An 18413-nucleotide genomic window follows, 5' to 3' on the forward strand; every position below is an offset into this window, starting at 1 on the left:
CAAAACGATGGAAGGTTGTTTTCTGTTTGTATTACGATCGTGAGGTTGCCTTTTTCCTGGCAGGCGGAATATGAATCGCTTTTCCGGCTGCGTGCTCAACCGCTTCAAGCCATGCTTCACTTAACGATGGATGCGCATAAACCGGATAGGCTATGTCTTCATCCCTGGCTACCATTTCAAGGGCCGTTGTACCTGCCTGAATTAATTCCGCTGCACCGGCACCCATCATGTGAACACCGAGAAGAAGATCTGTCTTCTCATCAATGACCATTTTTGTAAGACCATCCTTCTGTCCGGCAATACTGGCAAACCCGTTGCCTCCCATGGCAAACTGGCCGGTCTTCACCTCATAGCCTTGCTGCCTCGCCTCTCCTTCTGTCAATCCTACTGATGCGATTGGAGGAACAGTTTGAATGATAAGCGGTACCAGCGCCAAGTTAAAGGATGTGTTCATGCCGCTGATATGCTCAGCCGCCACTTTTCCTTGCTTGATCGCCTTGCTGGCAAGCCTCCTGCCGATTGTGCAGTCTCCTGCAGCATAAATTCCATCAACATTTGTTTCACCGAATTCATTGACCATTATAAATCCTTGCTTATCGGTGCTGATGTTTAAGAATTCCAATCCCAGATCCTTCGTGTTTGGCCTGGATTCACCTGAAACCATCAGGTGGCTGGCATCCAGAGTGATTTTCTCCTGATCGCTTTGAATGGTAATAGCGACATTGGTTTCTGATGAATAGGCTTCGAGCAGTGTGCTGTTTTTGAAAAGCTTAATCTTGGACTTTTTTAATACCCGATGAAGTTCTTTAGAGATGGATTCATCCAGTCCAAATGTATCGTCCTCACAGATGACGGAAACTTCCGAGCCAAGGTTTCGATAAGCCATTGCCGTTTCAAGCGCGATGTAATCCGATCCGCTGATCACAAGATGTTCTGGCAGCTCCTGAAGGCGCGGAAGTTCATCGGCACTGATAATCTTTCCTTCCACCGGCACGATTCCGTGAGGTAATACAGGCGATGCTCCCACGGCAATAATCGCTTTTTCATACTCATACATTTCATAATGATGGCCGGAATCTACACCGATCCGGTTCCCAGACATAAATGTAGCTGTACCGGTGATGACTTCGATTTTATTTGCTTTGCAAAGAGCCTCTATCCCTTTTTGCAGAGCTGATACTGTTTTTTGCTGATACTCTTTAAATGTCTGCAGTTCAAATCCAGCTTCTCCTGTTTGGATGCCCATTTCGTTCAAATGAGACAATGAAGCGAATGCTGCCGCCGCATGCGTCAGTGTCTTGGATGGAATGCATCCAGTATTCAGGCATACCCCGCCCAGTTTTTCCTTTTCTATGATGGTCACTTCCATGCCAAGCTGTGCCGCCCGGATGGCTGCATTATAGCCTCCTGGCCCTCCACCCGCTATGATCAGCTGCCGCTTTTGTGTAAATTCTCCTACGACCATTTTATATCAGCTCCAATACCATGACGGAAGGATTTTCAATCAGTTCTTTAAAACGGTTTGTAAATTGAACTGCCGTTGCCCCATCAGCGATTCGGTGGTCAAACGACATCGAAAGGTTCGTCATGGATCTGATCTGAATCTCGTCGTTGATGATAACAGGCATCTTCTTCGTTTTATGGAAAGCCATTAAAGCAACTTCGGGATGGTTAATAATCGGGGTCGCACCCATGCTGCCCAAGGGCCCGACATTTGAGATCGTGAAGGTCCCGCCTGTCAGTTCATCTCTTGTGAGCCTGCCTTCTTTTGCCTTCATTATTTTTTCTTTCATATCGGAATTAATATCTTTAATGGTTCTACGTTCTACATTCTTGATCACCGGCACAATCAGACCATCTTCAGCATCTGTGGCGATACCGATATTCACTTGCTTCTCAAGTCTGATGACTTCTTTTTCTTCATCCAGTTTGCTGTTGAAGATTGGGAAATCCTGCAGTGCAAGCTGAATGGCTTTTACAAAAAACGCTGCTACAGAAACGTTGAATCCCTTGTTGTTGTTAGGATCCAGCTCTTTCATCTGCTTCTTTAATTCAAGCAAATTCGTCATATCCACTTCCTCAAAATGGGTAACATGTGGAATGGTGAACAGCGATTGAGTCATCTTTTTCGCGATTTGCCTACGGCGGCCTCTGAATGGAATTTCCTCTGCTTCTGCAGAGCGATTTTCGATTTCCAGCTTTACGGCAGGCTCGGCGGCTGCATGAATTTCGAATGCTTTCGGTTCTGTACTTCCTTTTGCAAACGACAATACATCCTGTTCTGTAATTCTTCCTGCCGGTCCGGTGCCTGTCACCTTTTCGATATCAACGCCGTGCTCTCTCGCTATTTTACGGGTGTAAGGTGCAGCCATAACCCGCTTATTCAGTATCGCGATGGAAGCTTCTCTTTCAGGTGCTTGTGCTGTTGGTTCCTGCACCACCTTTGGAGAGTCAATCTCCGTTATAGACTCTTGGCCAGAACCCTCTCCTTGCAGAGTAAGAAGAACCGTTCCTACAGTGACCGTCTCTCCTTCCTTCACAAGAATGTCAGTAACCTTGCCTGCGATTGGTGACGGCAGTTCTGCGGTCACTTTATCGGTTTGAACTTCAACAAGAGGCTGGTCAATGGAAACCGTATCTCCAGGTTTTACAAAGAAATGAATGATCTCTCCTTCATGCATCCCTTCGCCTATGTCATGCAACTTTACTTCAACCATTTTTACAGCCTCCTAAAAGTTAATCACTTTATGAATTGCTGATGTTACTCTTGCTGCGTCCGGAAGATAATGGTCCTCCAGGGCAAACATCGGTACTGGCGTATCAAAACCGGTAACCCGTTCTACCGGCGCCTTCATATAAAGGAATGAAGTATCGTTGATTAAAGAAACAAGGGTATCTCCAAGGCCTCCTGTAGATGATGCCTCGTGTACGATGACTACTCTGCCTGTCTTTTGGACACTTTGGGCGATCAGGTCTTTATCAAGCGGATACAGTGTACGCAGATCAATAACTTCTGTACTTACCCCTTGTTTTTCTGCTTCTTCTGCTGCTTTTAATGCTGTATCGACCATCGCCCCATAAGTCAGTAATGTTACGTGTTCTCCTTCTTTCAGAACACTTCCTTTACCGATTTCTACGGTGTACTTTCCTTCTGGAACATCCATCTTTGAGCTTCTGTAGCATCTCATCGGCTCAAGGAAAAGCACTGGATCCGGATCCTCTATGCTCGCGATGAGCAGCCCTTTGGCATCATACGCATTCGACGGAACAACCACTTTGATTCCCGGCATGTGAGTGAACAGAGCTTCCACCGAATCAGAATGGATTTCAGGAGCGCGCACACCTGCACCGAACGGAGCACGGATAACCATAGGGACCGTGAAAGCACCTAGTGTTCTTGCTCTTATCCTTGAAGCATGAGTCATGATCTGGTTAAATGCTGGATAAATAAAGCCAAGGAACTGCATTTCTGCTACAGGGCGAAAGCCGTTCATCGCAAGCCCAATGGAAGTACCGATAATCCCTGACTCAGCCAGCGGAGTGTCAATGATATGCTTTTCGCCAAACTCATCCATCAAACCGTCCGTCGCCCGGAAAACTCCTCCGTTGCGCCCGACGTCTTCACCTAAAACGATGACTTCTTTGCTTTCCCTCATCATCGTTCTAAGCCCGTCCGTTACAGCCTGAACAAGTGTCAGCTTTTTCGTTTCAACTGCTGCAGTTGTCATCTTACTCCCCCCTCATAAGCGCATACGCTTCTTTTTGGTCGTTGATCGGCCATGGATTTTCTGCAAAAACATGATCAAACATGTCATTAACGTGCGGCGGTTTTTCGTTTTCCATTTCTTTAACGGCTGCTTCAATCTCCGCCGTTATTTCTTTTTCAAGATCTGAAGCCCATTGGCCGTCCCAGATGTTTTCCATCTTCATATACTTTTCCAGCCGGATAAGAGGATCAGTCGTTTCACGCCGAATCGTACTCTCGTTTTGGTCTCTGTATTTGGACGGATCGTCTGCTGTCGTATGGGCACCATATCTCCAGGTAACGGCCTCAATTAAAGTAGGACCGCCTCCAGCCCTTGCCTTTTCAATGGCGGCTTTAGTATGGAAGTACACGGAAAATACATCATTGCCATCCAGCCTTATTCCTTCAATATCATAGCCGAGTGCCTTTTGTGCGATGGTCTTTGCCTTCATTTGCTTTTCAATTGGAACAGAGATGGCAAAACCGTTGTTCTGGTTGAAAAAGACAACCGGAATGTTAAACACGCTCGCAAAGTTAAGCCCTTCATGAAAATCACCCTCTGAGGTCGCTCCATCTCCAAAGTAAACGATGGAGGCACGGTCTGTTCCTTTCATTTTTTCAGCCCATGCTGTCCCGGTTGCATGAAGAAGCTGAGAAGCAATCGGAACGGCAGGCGGAAAAATGTTCTTTCCAGCGGGGGGAATACAGCCTTCCTGGCGGCCTTTCCAATAGAGAAGCACATTCTTTACGGAGTGTCCGAACGTTAACGTCGCCCCATGGTCACGGTAGGTAGGGAACATCCAGTCTCCCTCTCCCATCGCCATGGCACTGCCGATCTGCGCCGCTTCCTGGCCTTCAAACGGCACGTACGTTCCGATACGGCCCTGCCGCTGAAGGTTTACTCCTTTGCGGTCAAAGAGACGGGCTCTCAGCATTTTCGTATAGAGATTTTTCACGAGTTCTTCCGTCAGCCTGCTTTTAAATGAATCATCCACCAGCATTCCCTTTTCGTTTAAAATCTGCTTCTTCGGAAATTGACTTTCCACACTAACTCCCCCTTTAATTTGATAGCTTCCCTTTTAATGCCGCACATTCCATTTCGGTCTTTTATCATGGGAAAAGAAACTGTTTCGCTGTTGTCGGTGTTCAATCCTGTCCTCACAGAAGCGGTTGGCTGCCTCCATGGTAGATAGATTCTGTTCCTTGCTCTGTTTATAGATTGCCAGAAGAGAATCATAGATGGCTCTAGTCTGGTTCAGCACACGGCCCTTATTCGGTCCGTAAAGCTCATCAGCGACCTGGATCAACCCGCCGGCGTTCACGATATAGTCCGGTCCGTAAAGGATTCCTTTCTGCTGAAGATAGATTCCGTGTTTGTCTTCAAGCAGCTGGTTGTTTGCACTTCCCACAACCGCTTTGACCTTGAGCCTGTCGATGGTTTCGTCATTGACAATACCTCCAAGTGCACAAGGAACAAATATATCAGCGTTTACTCCGTAAATTTCATCGCCATCAACAACTTCAACCGTTCCCGGAAGAAGCTCCGCCCGGTCCACGATACTCTTTAGCGCCTGCTGGTTAATATCGGTGACGTACACATGGGCACCGGCAGCGACAAGCTGCTCCGCTACTTTATAACCAACTTTTCCAAGCCCCTGTACGCTGTAGGACATACCGGAAAGATCTTCTGAGCCATACAGCGCCTGGATGGTTGCTCGAAGCCCGTATATGACACCCTGTGCAGTAGGGACGGACGAATCCCCGCTTCCTCCATATTCATCCGGCACACCTACTATACAGGACGTTTCTTTCAGGGCATGCACGAAGTCATCCGGTGTTGTCCCCATATCTGTGCCTGTATAAAAGCGGCCGTTAAGAGAATCTACGAATTGGCCGAAAGCACGGAATAATGCCGGAGATTTATCTGTTGTCGGATCGCCGATGATCACCGACTTTCCTCCCCCAAAATCCACGTCTGCTCCAGCACACTTGTACGTCATCCCCCTTGACAGCCGAAGTACATCCTCAAGTGCTTCATCCGTTGATTTATACGGGCGCATTCTGCAGCCTCCTAGTGCCGGCCCAAGCGTGGTGTTATGTATTGCAATAATGGCTTTTAAGCCGGTGGCTTGATCGTTGCAGAATACAACCTGTTCATGCTGTGATATCTTTTCAAACATGCTTACTCCCCCTTGGTGATCCTTTATCTCTTTGGCGCTTTAAAGTAAGCGCTTTCATTTTATGGCATTTAGCTCGTCATTTCATGCAGTTTCTGAGAGATTTTTTCTTTTGGAAGAATGTATTGTGTGACCTCTCCCTCTCCTACTGTTGCTTTTTCATTTCTTACTTCAACTTTGCATATCACAGCTCTTCCTTTTAGTTCTGTAAGGGTTGCTTGTATTTCAAGCTTCATTCCTTCAGGTGTAGGCGCTAGATGGGAAGCTTTGATTCCTCCACCTATTCCTTCCTCATCTTCTTCAAGGTAAGGCAGAATAATCTGCCTCGCTGCCCACTCCATATGATAGACCATGGATACGGTGGAATAAGCAGGATGAACGAGCTTTCCTTCGAATTGCGCAAACATATCCGGTGTCACTACAGCTGTAATGGTTGCTGTATCACCGATTTTCATTCCTGGTTTCATGACATCACCTCTTAATAGATACATCCATTCGTTAGACCGCAGACAATGAGGACATATTCCAGCTAATGGTCCATGCCCTCATTTATTCATTCGTTTAAACACGATAATTATATAACGTTTTCTTAACGTAATGATATCATTTTGTTGAATAGTCAGTCAATGAATAGCCTGAAGATTTCAAATCTATACAATATAGCAAGACTATGAAAAAATAAAAACCAGAAGGAGTGAAAATATGGAAAAGTGTCTTTTATGCCAGCCATTCGGGCTGGAGGATCAGGAGATTGTGTTCGAAAACAAAACGTGTCTGTATATCCAAAGCCCGCAAAACCAGACGATCCTTGAAGGAAGCGGATTAATCATTCCAAAAGCTCACCGGCCGTCTGTCTTTGATCTTACACAGGAAGAATGGAACGATACCTACAGTCTTTTGGCCTTCGCTAAAGCTTATCTTGATCGAACACTGAAGCCGGATGGCTATAATATCGGTTGGAACAGCGGCGAAATTGGCGGCCAGCATATCCTGCATGCCCATCTTCATGTTATTCCCCGTTTTTCAGATGAACCTTACGCGGGGCGAGGAATTCGCTCCTGGTTCAAAAGCCCCTTCAATAAACGCCCTCAAAACGTATAAAAAGCTGTGTTCCGGCCGGAACACAGCTTTAGTTTTGCCTCGTGATTTATGAAAGAAGAGCCCTGTCGCTCGCCATCTTTTCTCCTCTTATGCGCTGAAACTCATTGAGAAGAATTTCTACGGTTAGAGACTTTTTGCTGACTTCATCGACATCCAGGATGATCTGCCCTTTATCCATCATAATCAGCCGGTTGCCGAGATCGATCGCCTGCTGCATGTTATGAGTGACCATTAAGGTAGTAAGCCCGTGTGCGGCCACAATCTCCTTCGTCAGCTCCGTAATGAGCGCCGCACGGGAAGGATCAAGTGCTGCTGTATGCTCGTCCAAAAGCAGGATATCGGGCTCTGTAAAAGTTGCCATAAGCAGGGACAGCGCCTGGCGTTCACCTCCGGATAGCAGGCCGACTTTAGCGGTAAAACGGTTTTCCAGGCCCAAATGAAGAGACTTTATTGCTTCCTTAAAGAAGTCCCTGGATTTTCTCGTAATCCCCCGTTTAAGAGTTCTTCTCTTATTGCGCGCGTAAGCCATCGCCAGATTTTCCTCAATCGTCATCGTCGGAGCCGTTCCCGCCATTGGGTCCTGAAAGACCCTTCCAATAAACTTGGAACGTTTATGTTCAGGCAAAGAAAGTATGTTTTTTCCTTTAATCATAACCTGGCCTGCATCGGGAAACAGTACACCTGAAATAACATTCATTAAGGTTGATTTTCCCGCTCCGTTGCTCCCGATAACTGTGACAAAATCTCCAGGTTCCAGTTGCAGGTTGATGTTCGACAGGCCGATTTTTTCATCGGGTGTGTCTTCGTTAAAGATTTTATGAACCGAATTTAGATGCAGCAATTTCTTCACCCTTTCTGTCCATAGTCTGATGGTTCAGCTGCTTTCTCCTCATTTTCCTCGCCTGTTCCTTTCTCGCTTCCAGCAGTTTAGGAAGGACAAGAGAGCAGACAACGATCAGCGCTGTAATCAATTTCAAATCACCCGTTTCAAAAAATTCAATCTGCAGGGCAAAGGCAATGATGATGCGATAAACAACGGCCCCTAAAACAACCGCAAGCGTTGCACGGGCAATGGACCTTGTTCCGAACAAAGCTTCACCGATAATGACAGAAGCGAGTCCGATAATAATCATGCCAATCCCCATCCCGACGTCAGCAAAACCTCCGTATTGGGCGATGAGTGCACCAGCAAAAGCGACAAGAGCGTTTGACAACCCCAGCCCAAGAACCGTTAAGCCATCCGTGTTTGCCGAAAAACTTCGGATCATCCGCTTATTGTCTCCAGTCGCCCGGAGTGCCAACCCAATCTCCGTTTTCAGGAACCAGTCAGCTGCAAATTTGATAAGAATCGTCACGATCGCCATGACAAAAAAGATGCCCCAGGTTTTTGGAAGACTATCTCCCAGTCCAATAGCTGTGAACAGCTTATTGAACATGCTGTCGAGCCCAAGTTTCTGCCAAAAGGAAGTGATTAAAGTAAATGCTGTATCTTCTCCCAGAAGCGGTACATTTGAACGCTGATCCATAATCCGGAGGTTGATGGAGTAGAGGGCGATCATCATGAGAATTCCGGATAAGAGCGGATTAATTTTTCCTTTGGTATGTAAGATTCCTGTTATACAGCCTGCGATAAATCCAGCGAGTATTCCTGCCATCGTGGCAATAAAAGGATTCTGTCCGTGGACTATTAAACTGGCAGATATCGCTGCACCTGTTACAAAACTTCCGTCTACCGTTAAGTCTGGAAAGTCCAGGATACGGAACGAAAGGTATACACCGAGTGCCATAATGGCATAGATCACACCTGATTCCAAAGCGCTAAAGAGTGCAAACATCTGTATTCCTCCCCTAAAAAGCGTTTGTCTTTATAAACTGCATACGGTTTGCTCTTTCCCTTTGCCATCGAAAAAAACGTGCTGGATTTGACCAAAAGCGATGTGTCAAACCCAACACGGGAGACTTACTTTGTATATTCAGCCATTGAGTCCCATTCAGTTTTCAGTTTGATGTTCATGGCTTTTGCAGCTTTCTTATTGATGACGAGTTTCAGCTTTTGAGGGTATTGCACCTTAATTTCGCTAGGCTTCTTTTTACCTTTCAAAATGTCCGCTGCCATCTGCCCGGCTTCATAGCCGATGTCATAATAATCGAATCCGTATGCGGCGAAGGCTCCGCGTTTTACAGAATCAAGCTCACCTGCAAACATCGGTATATCTTTGTCTTCAGCCACACTGATAACGGATTCGAGGGCAGATACTACTGTATTGTCGGTAACGATATAAAAAACATCCGCACGTCCGACGAGTGATTCTGCAGCCTGCTTCACATCCGCAGAGGTTGAGACACTGACTTCCACTGGTTTCAGATTAGATTCCTCAAGCGCTTTTTTCACAAGGTCTACCTGGGCAACAGAGTTCTGTTCTCCTTTGTTGTAAATCAAGCCCACTGTTTTTGCATCGGTCTGTTTGTCAATAAACTCTATCGTTTTTGGGATAGCATCAGGATGAGTATCCGTCGTTCCAGTAATGTTGTCTCCAGGTTTTTCAAAGCTTTGTACGAGCTTGGCTCCGACTGGATCCGTTACTGAAGTAAATACGATCGGAATGTCTTTTGTAGCGTTAAGAGCATGCTGGGCACTCGGTGTGGAGTTGGCAAAAATGAGATCTACTTTTTCACCCACAAGATTCTTGGCAATCGTCTGAGAATTGTTTGGATCTCCTTGCGCTAGCTGGACATCATACTTTACATTTTTCAGTCCGCTGGCAGAAATAGCTTTTTTAAAGCCCTTATAGGCCGCATCAAGCGACGGGTGCTCTACAATCTGAGTGACACCAATCTTGATTTCCTTGCCGCCTTTTTCCTCACTGTTCGTTTCTTTCGATGTTCCGCAGCCTGCCAGCAGCACCATACCAGCCAGTGAAACACCGAGTAAACCTTTCCACTTCTTCATTCTCTTTTTCCCCCTTTTTACTACAGCAGACATCTCCCTATCTCGTTGCAGCACTGGTTGAACGGTCATGCCTCTAGTAAATTTTTCAAACTATTTACAAGATTAATTATATTATAAATTCTTTTCCTTTTAAAGGTCTGTTCCTTGTTTTTGCCAGCTAGAAAGCTCGCTGCTCTTGCGGCTGATGGCCAGTCCGGCATCTTTCATCATTTTCTGTATCAGCTCGCTTGCTGAAGGCATGTCTTTAATCAATCCTGCAATCTGCCCGCTGTTGATGAATCCTTGCTCAAAGTCACCCTTTATTGCGCCTGCAATGTGCTGGTCTTCCGTCGTCAGTGCATTAAATTCTTCGAGCGTAATGCCTTCTGATTCCTTCGATAGCAGTCTCTCGGCATAAGGAGCTTTCATCACTCTGCGGATTCTTCCGACAGAACGGCCGACAACAACTGTATCCCGGTCATCTGCCTGAATGAGCGCTTCTTTATAGCGCAGGTGGAACGGAGCTTCTTTAACTGCTATGAATCTCGTACCGAGCTGCACACCCTCTGCCCCGAGCATCATGGCGGCCGCTACACCTCGTCCATCCCCGATCCCGCCAGCTGCGATCAGCGGAATCTTGATCGCATCGGCTACCTGCGGAATGAGCGTCATCGTTGTTGTTTCAAATGGAGAGTTTAAACCAGCTGCCTCATATCCTTCTGCGACAATGAGATCTGCTCCCGCGTCTTCTGCCTTTTTCGCATGATAAACAGAAGCGGCCACGCAAATGACTTTAATGCCGTGTTCCTGCAGCTTGTGAATGTAGGGGGCGGGATTTCCAGCTGATAAAGAAACAACGGGAACATGGTGCTTGATGATCAGCTGAAAGATTTCTTTTACGTTGGATGCCACAGTGAGCGGAACATTGACAGCGAACGGCTTCGATGTTTTCGAAGCAGTCTCCACGATCATCGCTTCTACTTCATCAGGGAGCATCGTCCCTACTCCAATTGTCCCCAGGGCACCTGCGTTTGAGATAGCCGCTGTCAGCTGTGCGTTGCTGACATTCCCCATTCCTCCTTGAATAATGGGATATTGGATGCCTAAAATCTTGCATACAGTGTTCATTTTCTTACTCCTTCCTATGAATCTGTTATACTTTTTATAATCACAGTCAAAACAACAGGGAGGATCTATTCTATGAATTACACATTTAACGGAAAAGAGCCGCAGATTGATGAAAGCGCTTTTATTGCCCCGGGCGTACATATCATTGGCGATGTCAAAATCGGCAAAGAATCCAGTATCTGGTTTAACAGTGTCCTTCGCGGGGATGAAGGGCCGATCACCATTGGAGATCGCTGCAATGTCCAGGATAACTGCACACTGCATCTATACGAGCAGTATCCCCTCGTTCTTGAGGATGAAGTGTCGATTGGGCATAATGTCATCCTTCATGGCTGCACGGTCAGAAAGGGTGCACTGATCGGAATGGGTGCGACAATCCTCGACGGTGCCGAGATTGGTGAACAAGCCTTTATCGGAGCAAACACCCTTATCCCTCCCGGAAAAAAGATTCCGCCCCGTACCATGGTCATGGGTTCTCCCGGCCAAGTCATTCGGGAGTTGAATGACAAAGACCTGGAGATTATCCGAATAACCATTGAAACGTATCAGCAAAAAGGGCAGCAGTTTAAGCAGGAGCTAAAATAATGGAAATAAAAAGCACTTTCCCGCTCAGGATGAAAGTGCTTTTTGTTTACAAATCTACAGTTCCTGGATGAGCGGGTGGTTCAGCGCGTTGTAAGATTTGTCTCTTTTCAGTTCGTTTCCTTCTTGATAGATCTCCTCGAAAAAGCGGCTGGAAGGACCCGCGAGTGTTCTGTAATAATCTCCAAATAAGGAGGCTGCATAATCTCCGAGCCAGTCGGATGGGAGAAGTTCTTGAGGAAGCCCGGGATCAACAAACAGGAACTTGCGGTATTCATGGACGAGCTTTGTTCGTTCTACAAAGCACTCGCCATCTGTCATCTCGCCCTTTTCAATCTTATTCTTATCAATCACATATTTTTGGGAGTAAGTCTTGATGAACTCATCATACTTCTGGTTGGTATCCGTCAAGTCCCAGCACTCATTTACGAGCTGTGCGTTTTCATGAGGCCCTTCGTATTTTGCCGTAAAAAAGTGGACAAAGTCCTGAATCTCGTACTTCTCCATCATCTGATTGATCTGTTCTTTCTGGTTGTTGGGAGAGATCCAGAAGCTGTTGGCCAAAAGACCGAACCCGCTCCATACCAATTCTTTCCTTAATTCGTCCCTGATGCTTCTCTTTTCTTCGGGAATGGTATACGTAAACATGTACCACGTACCGTCCCACTTTTCGGGCTGCAGCTTGAATATCCGTTTTGCGGCCTCATCTATTCGTCTTGCTCCGCGCGGGGTTAAGTAATAATAGCTCTTGTTCCCCTGCTTGCGCGAAACGATCCAGCCCTGTTTGTTCATACGGGAGATGGCTGCCCTTACCGCCTGTTCGTTATGGCCGAACTCCTCAAGAAGGCGGATCAGGCTTCCAATCCATATTTCATTGCCATAGTGGCGTATGTAATCTCCATACAGCGTAAAAATCATTGAACGCGTGTTTAAACTGTTTTGCATGACTGTCCCTCATTTGCTTTACTGTCAATTTAGATGACTCCTATCCTACCAAAACACATAGAGCAGAACAAGCTATCCAGGTAAAATCTACTCCCCTTTAAAAACAGGAGGTCTTTTTTCACTGAAGGCATCAAGCGCCTCCACTCTGTCTTTTGTAGGAATGGTCACTTCATAGGCTTTGGCCTCGATCGCAAGCCCTGTCTGCAGGTCGGTTTCCATACCGTGCTTGATGGAGTACTTTGCCTGCTGCACAGCGATCGGTCCGTTCTTCAGGATGGCGGCAGCATATTCTACACATGCCGGCAACAGTTCTTCTCTCGTCACCGCTTTATTCAGAATGCCGTATTGCCAGGCTTCATCAGCCTTCATTTTCTTGGCTGTCAGAATAAGCTCCATCGCTTTAGCCTGCCCAATTAATCGCGGAAGCCGCTGTGTTCCACCTGCACCCGGAATAATCGCCCAGCTAAGCTCAGTCAGGCCCATGGAAGCTGAATCAACGGAAACTCTAATGTCGCATGCAAGCGCCAGTTCAAACCCGCCCCCGAACGCATGGCCGTTAATCGCGGCGATTGTAGGCTGCGGAAGCGCCTCAACCGCAGAAAATACATCACGGATTTTTCGTACGTTGCGTTTAACATCGGCCTCTGAGAGGGTGCGCCGCTCTTTGAGGTCCGCTCCTGCGCTGAAGGCTTTCTCTCCTGCCCCTGTGAAAATAACAACACGGGCATCCTGCTTATGATGGATTTCATTAACAACCTCACCGAGCCGCTGCAGTGTTCGATAGTTAAAGCAGTTCAGCACTTCAGGACGGTTTAACGTAACATAAGCGATATGGTCTTTTACTTCATAAAGAATAGCTTCCGGCATTTCATTCTCCCCTTACTCCTCTATATTTTCAATGACGGCAGCGATGCCTTGGCCCACGCCGATGCACATCGTTGCCAGCCCATGCTTTACGTTTCGTTTCTTCATCTCATGAATTAGCGTCGTCAGGATTCTTGCACCGCTCGCTCCAAGCGGATGTCCAAAAGCAATCGCGCCGCCGTTCACATTTACCTTTTGCTGATCAAGCTCCAGCTGTTTTATGCACTCCAGAGATTGGGAGGCAAATGCTTCATTCAGTTCGATCAGACCAAGCTCCTCCAGCGTGATGCCCGCCCGCTGCACCGCTTTTCTGCTCGCTTCAATCGGCCCCAGCCCCATAACTGAAGGCTCCAGACCAGAAACAGCAGAAGCCTTATAGCGCGCCAGAGGTTTCACGCCCAATTCCTTTGCTTTTTCAGCGCTCATCATCAACAGCACAGCTGCACCGTCATTAACTCCGGATGCATTTCCTGCAGTGATCGTGCCGCCGGCAAACAAAGGTTTGAGCCCTGACAATTTTTCAGCTGTAGTACCTGGTCTAGGATGCTCATCCTTATCAAAAATGGTTTCATTGCCTTTTCTATCCTTTAAAACTACAGGAATGATTTCTTCGTTAAACCGCCCTGCTTCTATCGCTTTCTGGGCCCTGTGCTGGCTCTCTGCCGCAAAGCTGTCCTGCGCCTCACGGGAAATTCCACAGCGCTGCGCCACATTTTCAGCCGTCTGCGGCATGGAGTCAGTTCCATACTTTTCATTAAGGAGCGGGTTGATGAACCGCCAGCCGATTGTTGTGTCAAACATCTTCATGTCGCCGCGCGGAAATTCCGCATCCGGCTTCGCCATTACGAAAGGTGCTCTTGTCATACTTTCCGTCCCGCCGACAATGAAGATATCTCCCTCATTCGCCATGATGGCCCTTGCTCCATAGATAAAGGCATCAAGTCCGGAACCGCACAATCGATTGATCGTCGTACCGCCAACCTCGACAGGAAGTCCTGCCAGTAACGCCGCCATGCGGGCTACGTTCCGGTTATCCTCTCCTGCACCATTTGCGTTTCCAAGAATAACTTCTTCAACCTCTGCAGCTGGTACATTCGGATTTCTCTCCATTAACGCCTTAATGGCAATACTTGCAAGGTCATCCGGCCGGACGTTTTTCAACCCGCCTTTGTAGCGGCCGATGGGCGTCCTCACTGCATCGACAATAACGGCTTCTCTCATTTGGTTACGCCGCCCTTCTCGATCATATAATCATAGACGCCGCGTCCGGTCTTGCGGCCAAGTCTTCCCGCTTTCACATATTTAACAAGAAGCGGACATGGACGGTATTTTTCACCGAGGGTCTGATGAAGATAGTTTAAGTTGTTAAGCCGTGTATCCAGACCGACAAGATCGCCAAGTTCAAACGGCCCCATCGGATAGTTTAAACCAAGCTTGATCGCTTTATCGATTTCTTCCGGAGTACCTACACCTTCCTGAAGCATAAAGAACGCTTCGTTTCCGACCATCGCCGAAATCCGGCTCGTTACAAAGCCAGGAAACTCGTTAACAATGACCGTTTCTTTTCCCATCCGCTCTGCTGCTTCTTTTACCGCAGCTGCTGTTTCATCGCTCGTTTCATGCCCCCTTACAATCTCAACAAGCGGCATCTTGTGGACCGGGTTGAAAAAGTGCATAGCGACGACCTTTTCAGGACGCTGCGTAAATGAACCGATTTCAGTCGGGCTCATAGTCGATGTATTTGTAGCTAAAAAGCAGTGATCTGGTGCTGCTTTGTCCAGCTCTGTGAATACAGCCTTTTTAATCTCAAAATTTTCCGGAACGGCTTCAATGACCAAGTCAGCCTGGCTTGCCGCTTCCGAAAGATGGCTGGAGTAAGAAAGCCGATTTTTCGCCGTTTCAGCTTCTTCTGCACCCAGCTTTCCTCTGGCAACACCTTTTGAAAAAATGGCTTCTATTTCACGTTCCGCGTTTTTTAGCGCTTCCTCCTGAACATCAACCAGCTGCACATGGAAGCCCCCTACTGCTGCACTGTAGGCAATTCCTCTGCCCATTACTCCTGATCCGACAACAACGATGGATTGCATCAATGGTATCTCCTCCACATTCCTTGAATGTTGCAAAAGCGAGCCCTGCTGCAGCCCGCTTTTTTTATTTTTCAGCTATATATAGATCCTCGAATGTTTGTCTTCCTGAAGGAATGGAAGCTGGTTAGAACCAGCCACATTCCAGCATACAATCTATTTCCCTGTAAACACGGGCTTGCGTTTTTCCATAAATGCGGTAACCCCTTCTTTATGGTCCTGGGTGCTGCCCGCTGTTTTCTGTGCAAGTGCCTCATATTCCAGCACTTCGTTTAAATCGCTTTCCCAGCTTTTGTTCATGTATCGCTTGATCAGACCGATCGCTTTCGTCGGCATATTCGCCAATCGAACCGCAAACGTCTCCACTTCCTGAACAAAAACTTCATCGGATACAACCTTTGTGACAAGACCCAATTCTTTTGCCTGTTCAGCAGAAATCTTCTCACCCAATACAGCAAGTTCCATGGCCTTCGCATGGCCTACAAGCCTTGGAAGAAAATACAGGTTGCCGGAATCCGGAACAAGGCCTACGTGGATGAACGCTTCGATAAAGCTTGCTTTATCAGAAGCCACCCTGAAGTCACAGGCAAGCGCCAGGCTCATTCCTGCACCGGCCGCCACACCGTTTACAGCAGCGATTACCGGCTTCTCGATAGAAACGAGAGCCTGGACCATTGGATTATAACCTTGGCGGAGAACCTCTCCGTAGTCAGGATTGTCGCTTCCGCCGAGATCCTGGCCGGAGCAGAACGCACGCCCTGCACCCGTAATGACGACCGCACGTACTTCCTCGTCTTTGCCAGCCGTTTTTAAAGCGGAAAGCATCTCTTTATGCATCACTCTCGTGAACGCGTTGAGCTTGTCGGGCCTGTTCAGTGTAATCCAGGCTACTCCGGCTCTTGTTTCGTACATGATCGTTTCAAACATCAGCGCTCCTCCTTATTTCCCCTTGAAATTAGCCCGCCGTTTTTCAGCAAAAGCTTTCATGCCTTCCTTCTGGTCTTCAGAAGAAAACAGCAGATAGAAATTTTTTCTTTCAAACTGCATGCCGTCGAGAACAGAGTCATCGACCGCTTTATAGACCGTCTCTTTAATCAACCGTAAGGAGAGCGGTGCTTTGGAGGCGATGGTACGTGCAAATTTCATTGCTTCTTCTAACACGAGTTCAGGAGCTACTACCCTGTTGATCACCCCGTGCTGATGAGCCTCCTTCGCAGTCATCGGTTCACCGAGCCACAGCCATTCCAGTGCTTTTTTCTGCCCCATGAGCTTGGTCAGCTTGACTGTTCCTCCTGCACCAGGCATCACGCCAAGCTTGATTTCCGGAAAACCGAACTGTGCTTTTTCAGAAGCAAAAAGGATGTCACAGCACAGCGCAAGCTCAAACCCGCCGCCGAAACAAAATCCGCTTACCGCTCCGATAATCGGCTTCTTGATGGTGTGCAGCTGGTCCCAATCCTTGAACTGGTTAAGCAGTTCAAGCGTAATGGCATCGTCATTCATCATTTCATCGATATCGGCTCCGGCCGCAAATGCCCGGTCGTTTCCGGTTAGAACGATCGCTTTCACTTGGTCATCACGGTCATATTGCTCAAAAGCAGACAGAAGCTCTGACACCATGCTTCGGTTGATGGCGTTAAGCACTTTGGGGCGGTTAAGCTCAATCAGTGCAATACCCTCTTCTACTTTTGACGTTATCGTTGTGAAATTACTCATTCACTTCCTCACCGATCATCAATGTAACGAGGTCTCCGGCAAAAGACATCAAGTCTTTGCCCGAAGCTTTTCCTTCAGCTGATTTCATCCCTGCTTTTAATGATTCATGATCGTCATAATACATTTCACAGAGCAAGTAGTATTTGCTTTCTCCCATTGGGGAGCCTACAATCTTTGTTACTTCCATTTTGCGAAGCCCTGGAATCTTTTTCGTTACTTCTGTATGTGTACCGAAATAATGGTCATCAAATCTTTCCTTGTTCTCCGGAGTTTTATAAAGTGCGATCAATTTTACCATTTGTATCTTCCTCTCGACTGTATATTTATTGGTTCGTCATAATAAGACAGCATTACATCATTTCTATAAAACTGGCTGTTCCCCTTTTTCTTTTTGGCTGTTTTCGTAACCTTTGGTGCTCTTGGAAGGCGGTTGATCTCCGTTTCAGGCTGCTCGCTTTCCGCGGGGCGTGCGGTGAGCCCCGTGGCGCAAGCGCCTCCTTGGTCTCACCTGTCACGCTTCATCCCGCCGGAGTCTCGCACCTTGCACTCCAATCAACTTGTCAATGAAGCTCTTTACACTCATAAGCAACAATTTTTTTGAAAAGAGCCTTCTTTTTCAATTCATATCTGCTACAGGCTTCATCGCTTCAAAAGGGTTTTTACAAGACTTGCAATATAGGATGCTGCGGCATGCGGTCGGGCCGAAGATATTCTCCATGGTTACATATGAGGAGCCGCAATACGGACAATCGATGCTCCACGGTTCCCCCATCACATGATTTGCCGGTGGAGGCGCAATCCCAAACTCTTTTAATCTCTCTTTACCTTCTTCAGTAATCCGGTCTGTTGTCCAAGCCGGCGTGTAGACAAACTCCACATGAACCTCCTTCACACCTTCTACAGCACGGGCAGCCTGTTTAATAACTCTTTCAATGATATGAAGGGCCGGACAGCCAACGAACGTAGGCAGCGCTTTGATGAGTACAGAGCCTTCTCTTTCCTCAACGTCTTCAATCATTCCCAGGTCCAGTATGCTTACAGAAGCAATCTCCGGGTCTTTTACATCTTTGAGGGCTGAGATTACTTTTTCTTTTAGATTCATAGATTGTATAACCATGCTGTCTCTCCTTTCCGGTCCTGCG

The 18413-nt window shown here is 47.2% G+C and carries 20 protein-coding genes; 2 read left to right on the forward strand and 18 right to left on the reverse strand.

Translation table 11 applies throughout. The annotated features are described in order from the left end of the window. Positions 1-31 precede the first annotated feature (31 nt). The 6 genes from lpdA to P4361_RS17455 form a co-directional block, all read right to left on the reverse strand. Positions 32-1465 (reverse strand): dihydrolipoyl dehydrogenase, encoded by a 1434-nt coding sequence (gene lpdA, locus P4361_RS17430; protein ID WP_328090249.1) that lies wholly within the window; start codon positions 1463-1465, stop codon positions 32-34. 1 nt (position 1466) lies between these two features. Continuing rightward, complete coding sequence (locus tag P4361_RS17435) at positions 1467-2717, reverse strand: dihydrolipoamide acetyltransferase family protein (RefSeq protein ID WP_328090250.1); 1251 nt, start codon at positions 2715-2717, stop codon at positions 1467-1469. A gap of 12 nt (positions 2718-2729) precedes the next feature. Then, positions 2730-3728 carry an alpha-ketoacid dehydrogenase subunit beta gene (locus P4361_RS17440; protein ID WP_328090251.1) on the reverse strand — a complete coding sequence of 333 codons (999 nt, stop codon included), beginning with the start codon at positions 3726-3728 and terminating at the stop codon, positions 2730-2732. Position 3729: 1 nt separating this feature from the next. Next, positions 3730-4791, reverse strand: a complete 1062-nt coding sequence (gene pdhA / locus P4361_RS17445; protein WP_328090252.1) for a pyruvate dehydrogenase (acetyl-transferring) E1 component subunit alpha — start codon at positions 4789-4791, stop codon at positions 3730-3732. 33 nt (positions 4792-4824) lie between these two features. Continuing rightward, positions 4825-5925, reverse strand: a complete 1101-nt coding sequence (locus P4361_RS17450) for a Leu/Phe/Val dehydrogenase (RefSeq protein ID WP_248251665.1) — start codon at positions 5923-5925, stop codon at positions 4825-4827. 68 nt (positions 5926-5993) lie between these two features. Beyond that, positions 5994-6389 carry a thioesterase family protein gene (locus tag P4361_RS17455; RefSeq protein WP_053355506.1) on the reverse strand — a complete coding sequence of 132 codons (396 nt, stop codon included), beginning with the start codon at positions 6387-6389 and terminating at the stop codon, positions 5994-5996. Positions 6390-6624: 235 nt separating this feature from the next. Here P4361_RS17455 and P4361_RS17460 point away from each other — a divergent pair, with 235 nt between their 5' ends. After that, the gene (locus P4361_RS17460; RefSeq protein WP_328090253.1) at positions 6625-7023 is read left to right on the forward strand and encodes an HIT family protein; all 399 of its coding nucleotides are present in this window, start codon (positions 6625-6627) and stop codon (positions 7021-7023) included. Positions 7024-7069: 46 nt separating this feature from the next. Here the strand turns inward: P4361_RS17460 and P4361_RS17465 are convergent, their stop codons facing one another. The 4 genes from P4361_RS17465 to P4361_RS17480 all read right to left on the reverse strand — a co-directional run bounded on the left by P4361_RS17465 (position 7070) and on the right by P4361_RS17480 (position 11080). Further along, positions 7070-7864 carry an ABC transporter ATP-binding protein gene (locus tag P4361_RS17465; protein ID WP_265408411.1) on the reverse strand — a complete coding sequence of 265 codons (795 nt, stop codon included), beginning with the start codon at positions 7862-7864 and terminating at the stop codon, positions 7070-7072. Beyond that, a complete protein-coding gene (locus P4361_RS17470) occupies positions 7839-8858 on the reverse strand; it encodes an ABC transporter permease (protein ID WP_328090254.1) in 1020 nt (339 codons plus the stop codon). Before P4361_RS17470 ends, P4361_RS17465 begins: the two co-directional genes overlap by 26 nt. Positions 8859-8983: 125 nt before the next feature. Continuing rightward, positions 8984-9973, reverse strand: coding sequence for an ABC transporter substrate-binding protein (locus P4361_RS17475; RefSeq protein ID WP_328090255.1), 990 nt, complete (start codon positions 9971-9973; stop codon positions 8984-8986). Between the two features lie 129 nt (positions 9974-10102). Next, positions 10103-11080 (reverse strand): NAD(P)H-dependent flavin oxidoreductase, encoded by a 978-nt coding sequence (locus tag P4361_RS17480; protein ID WP_328090256.1) that lies wholly within the window; start codon positions 11078-11080, stop codon positions 10103-10105. Positions 11081-11152: 72 nt separating this feature from the next. Here P4361_RS17480 and P4361_RS17485 point away from each other — a divergent pair, with 72 nt between their 5' ends. Next, positions 11153-11665 carry a gamma carbonic anhydrase family protein gene (locus P4361_RS17485; protein ID WP_091006882.1) on the forward strand — a complete coding sequence of 171 codons (513 nt, stop codon included), beginning with the start codon at positions 11153-11155 and terminating at the stop codon, positions 11663-11665. Between the two features lie 54 nt (positions 11666-11719). On the opposite strand, the gene paaX is transcribed toward P4361_RS17485, so the two are convergent. The 8 genes from paaX to paaD form a co-directional block, all read right to left on the reverse strand. Further along, positions 11720-12607, reverse strand: a complete 888-nt coding sequence (gene paaX / locus P4361_RS17490) for a phenylacetic acid degradation operon negative regulatory protein PaaX (RefSeq protein WP_328090257.1) — start codon at positions 12605-12607, stop codon at positions 11720-11722. Positions 12608-12694: 87 nt separating this feature from the next. Continuing rightward, entirely contained in the window at positions 12695-13474 is a 780-nt protein-coding gene (locus P4361_RS17495; protein ID WP_328090258.1) for an enoyl-CoA hydratase-related protein, read from the reverse strand. 12 nt (positions 13475-13486) lie between these two features. Then, positions 13487-14692 carry an acetyl-CoA C-acyltransferase gene (locus tag P4361_RS17500; protein WP_328090259.1) on the reverse strand — a complete coding sequence of 402 codons (1206 nt, stop codon included), beginning with the start codon at positions 14690-14692 and terminating at the stop codon, positions 13487-13489. Then, on the reverse strand, positions 14689-15558 hold the full coding sequence (locus tag P4361_RS17505) for a 3-hydroxyacyl-CoA dehydrogenase (RefSeq protein WP_425590275.1): 870 nt from the start codon (positions 15556-15558) through the stop codon (positions 14689-14691). Before P4361_RS17505 ends, P4361_RS17500 begins: the two co-directional genes overlap by 4 nt. 153 nt (positions 15559-15711) lie before the next feature. Next, positions 15712-16482, reverse strand: coding sequence for an enoyl-CoA hydratase-related protein (locus P4361_RS17510; RefSeq protein ID WP_328090261.1), 771 nt, complete (start codon positions 16480-16482; stop codon positions 15712-15714). A gap of 12 nt (positions 16483-16494) precedes the next feature. Further along, positions 16495-17271, reverse strand: a complete 777-nt coding sequence (locus P4361_RS17515; protein WP_256226640.1) for an enoyl-CoA hydratase/isomerase family protein — start codon at positions 17269-17271, stop codon at positions 16495-16497. After that, on the reverse strand, positions 17264-17569 hold the full coding sequence (locus P4361_RS17520; protein WP_256226641.1) for an EthD family reductase: 306 nt from the start codon (positions 17567-17569) through the stop codon (positions 17264-17266). The genes P4361_RS17515 and P4361_RS17520 overlap by 8 nt, the downstream gene beginning before the upstream one ends. 318 nt (positions 17570-17887) lie before the next feature. Continuing rightward, the gene (gene paaD, locus P4361_RS17525; protein ID WP_328090262.1) at positions 17888-18388 is read right to left on the reverse strand and encodes a 1,2-phenylacetyl-CoA epoxidase subunit PaaD; all 501 of its coding nucleotides are present in this window, start codon (positions 18386-18388) and stop codon (positions 17888-17890) included. Positions 18389-18413 lie beyond the last annotated feature (25 nt).

The organism is Fictibacillus sp. B-59209 (assembly GCF_036216745.1).
GTDB lineage: Bacteria > Bacillota > Bacilli > Bacillales > Fictibacillaceae > Fictibacillus_C > Fictibacillus_C marinisediminis.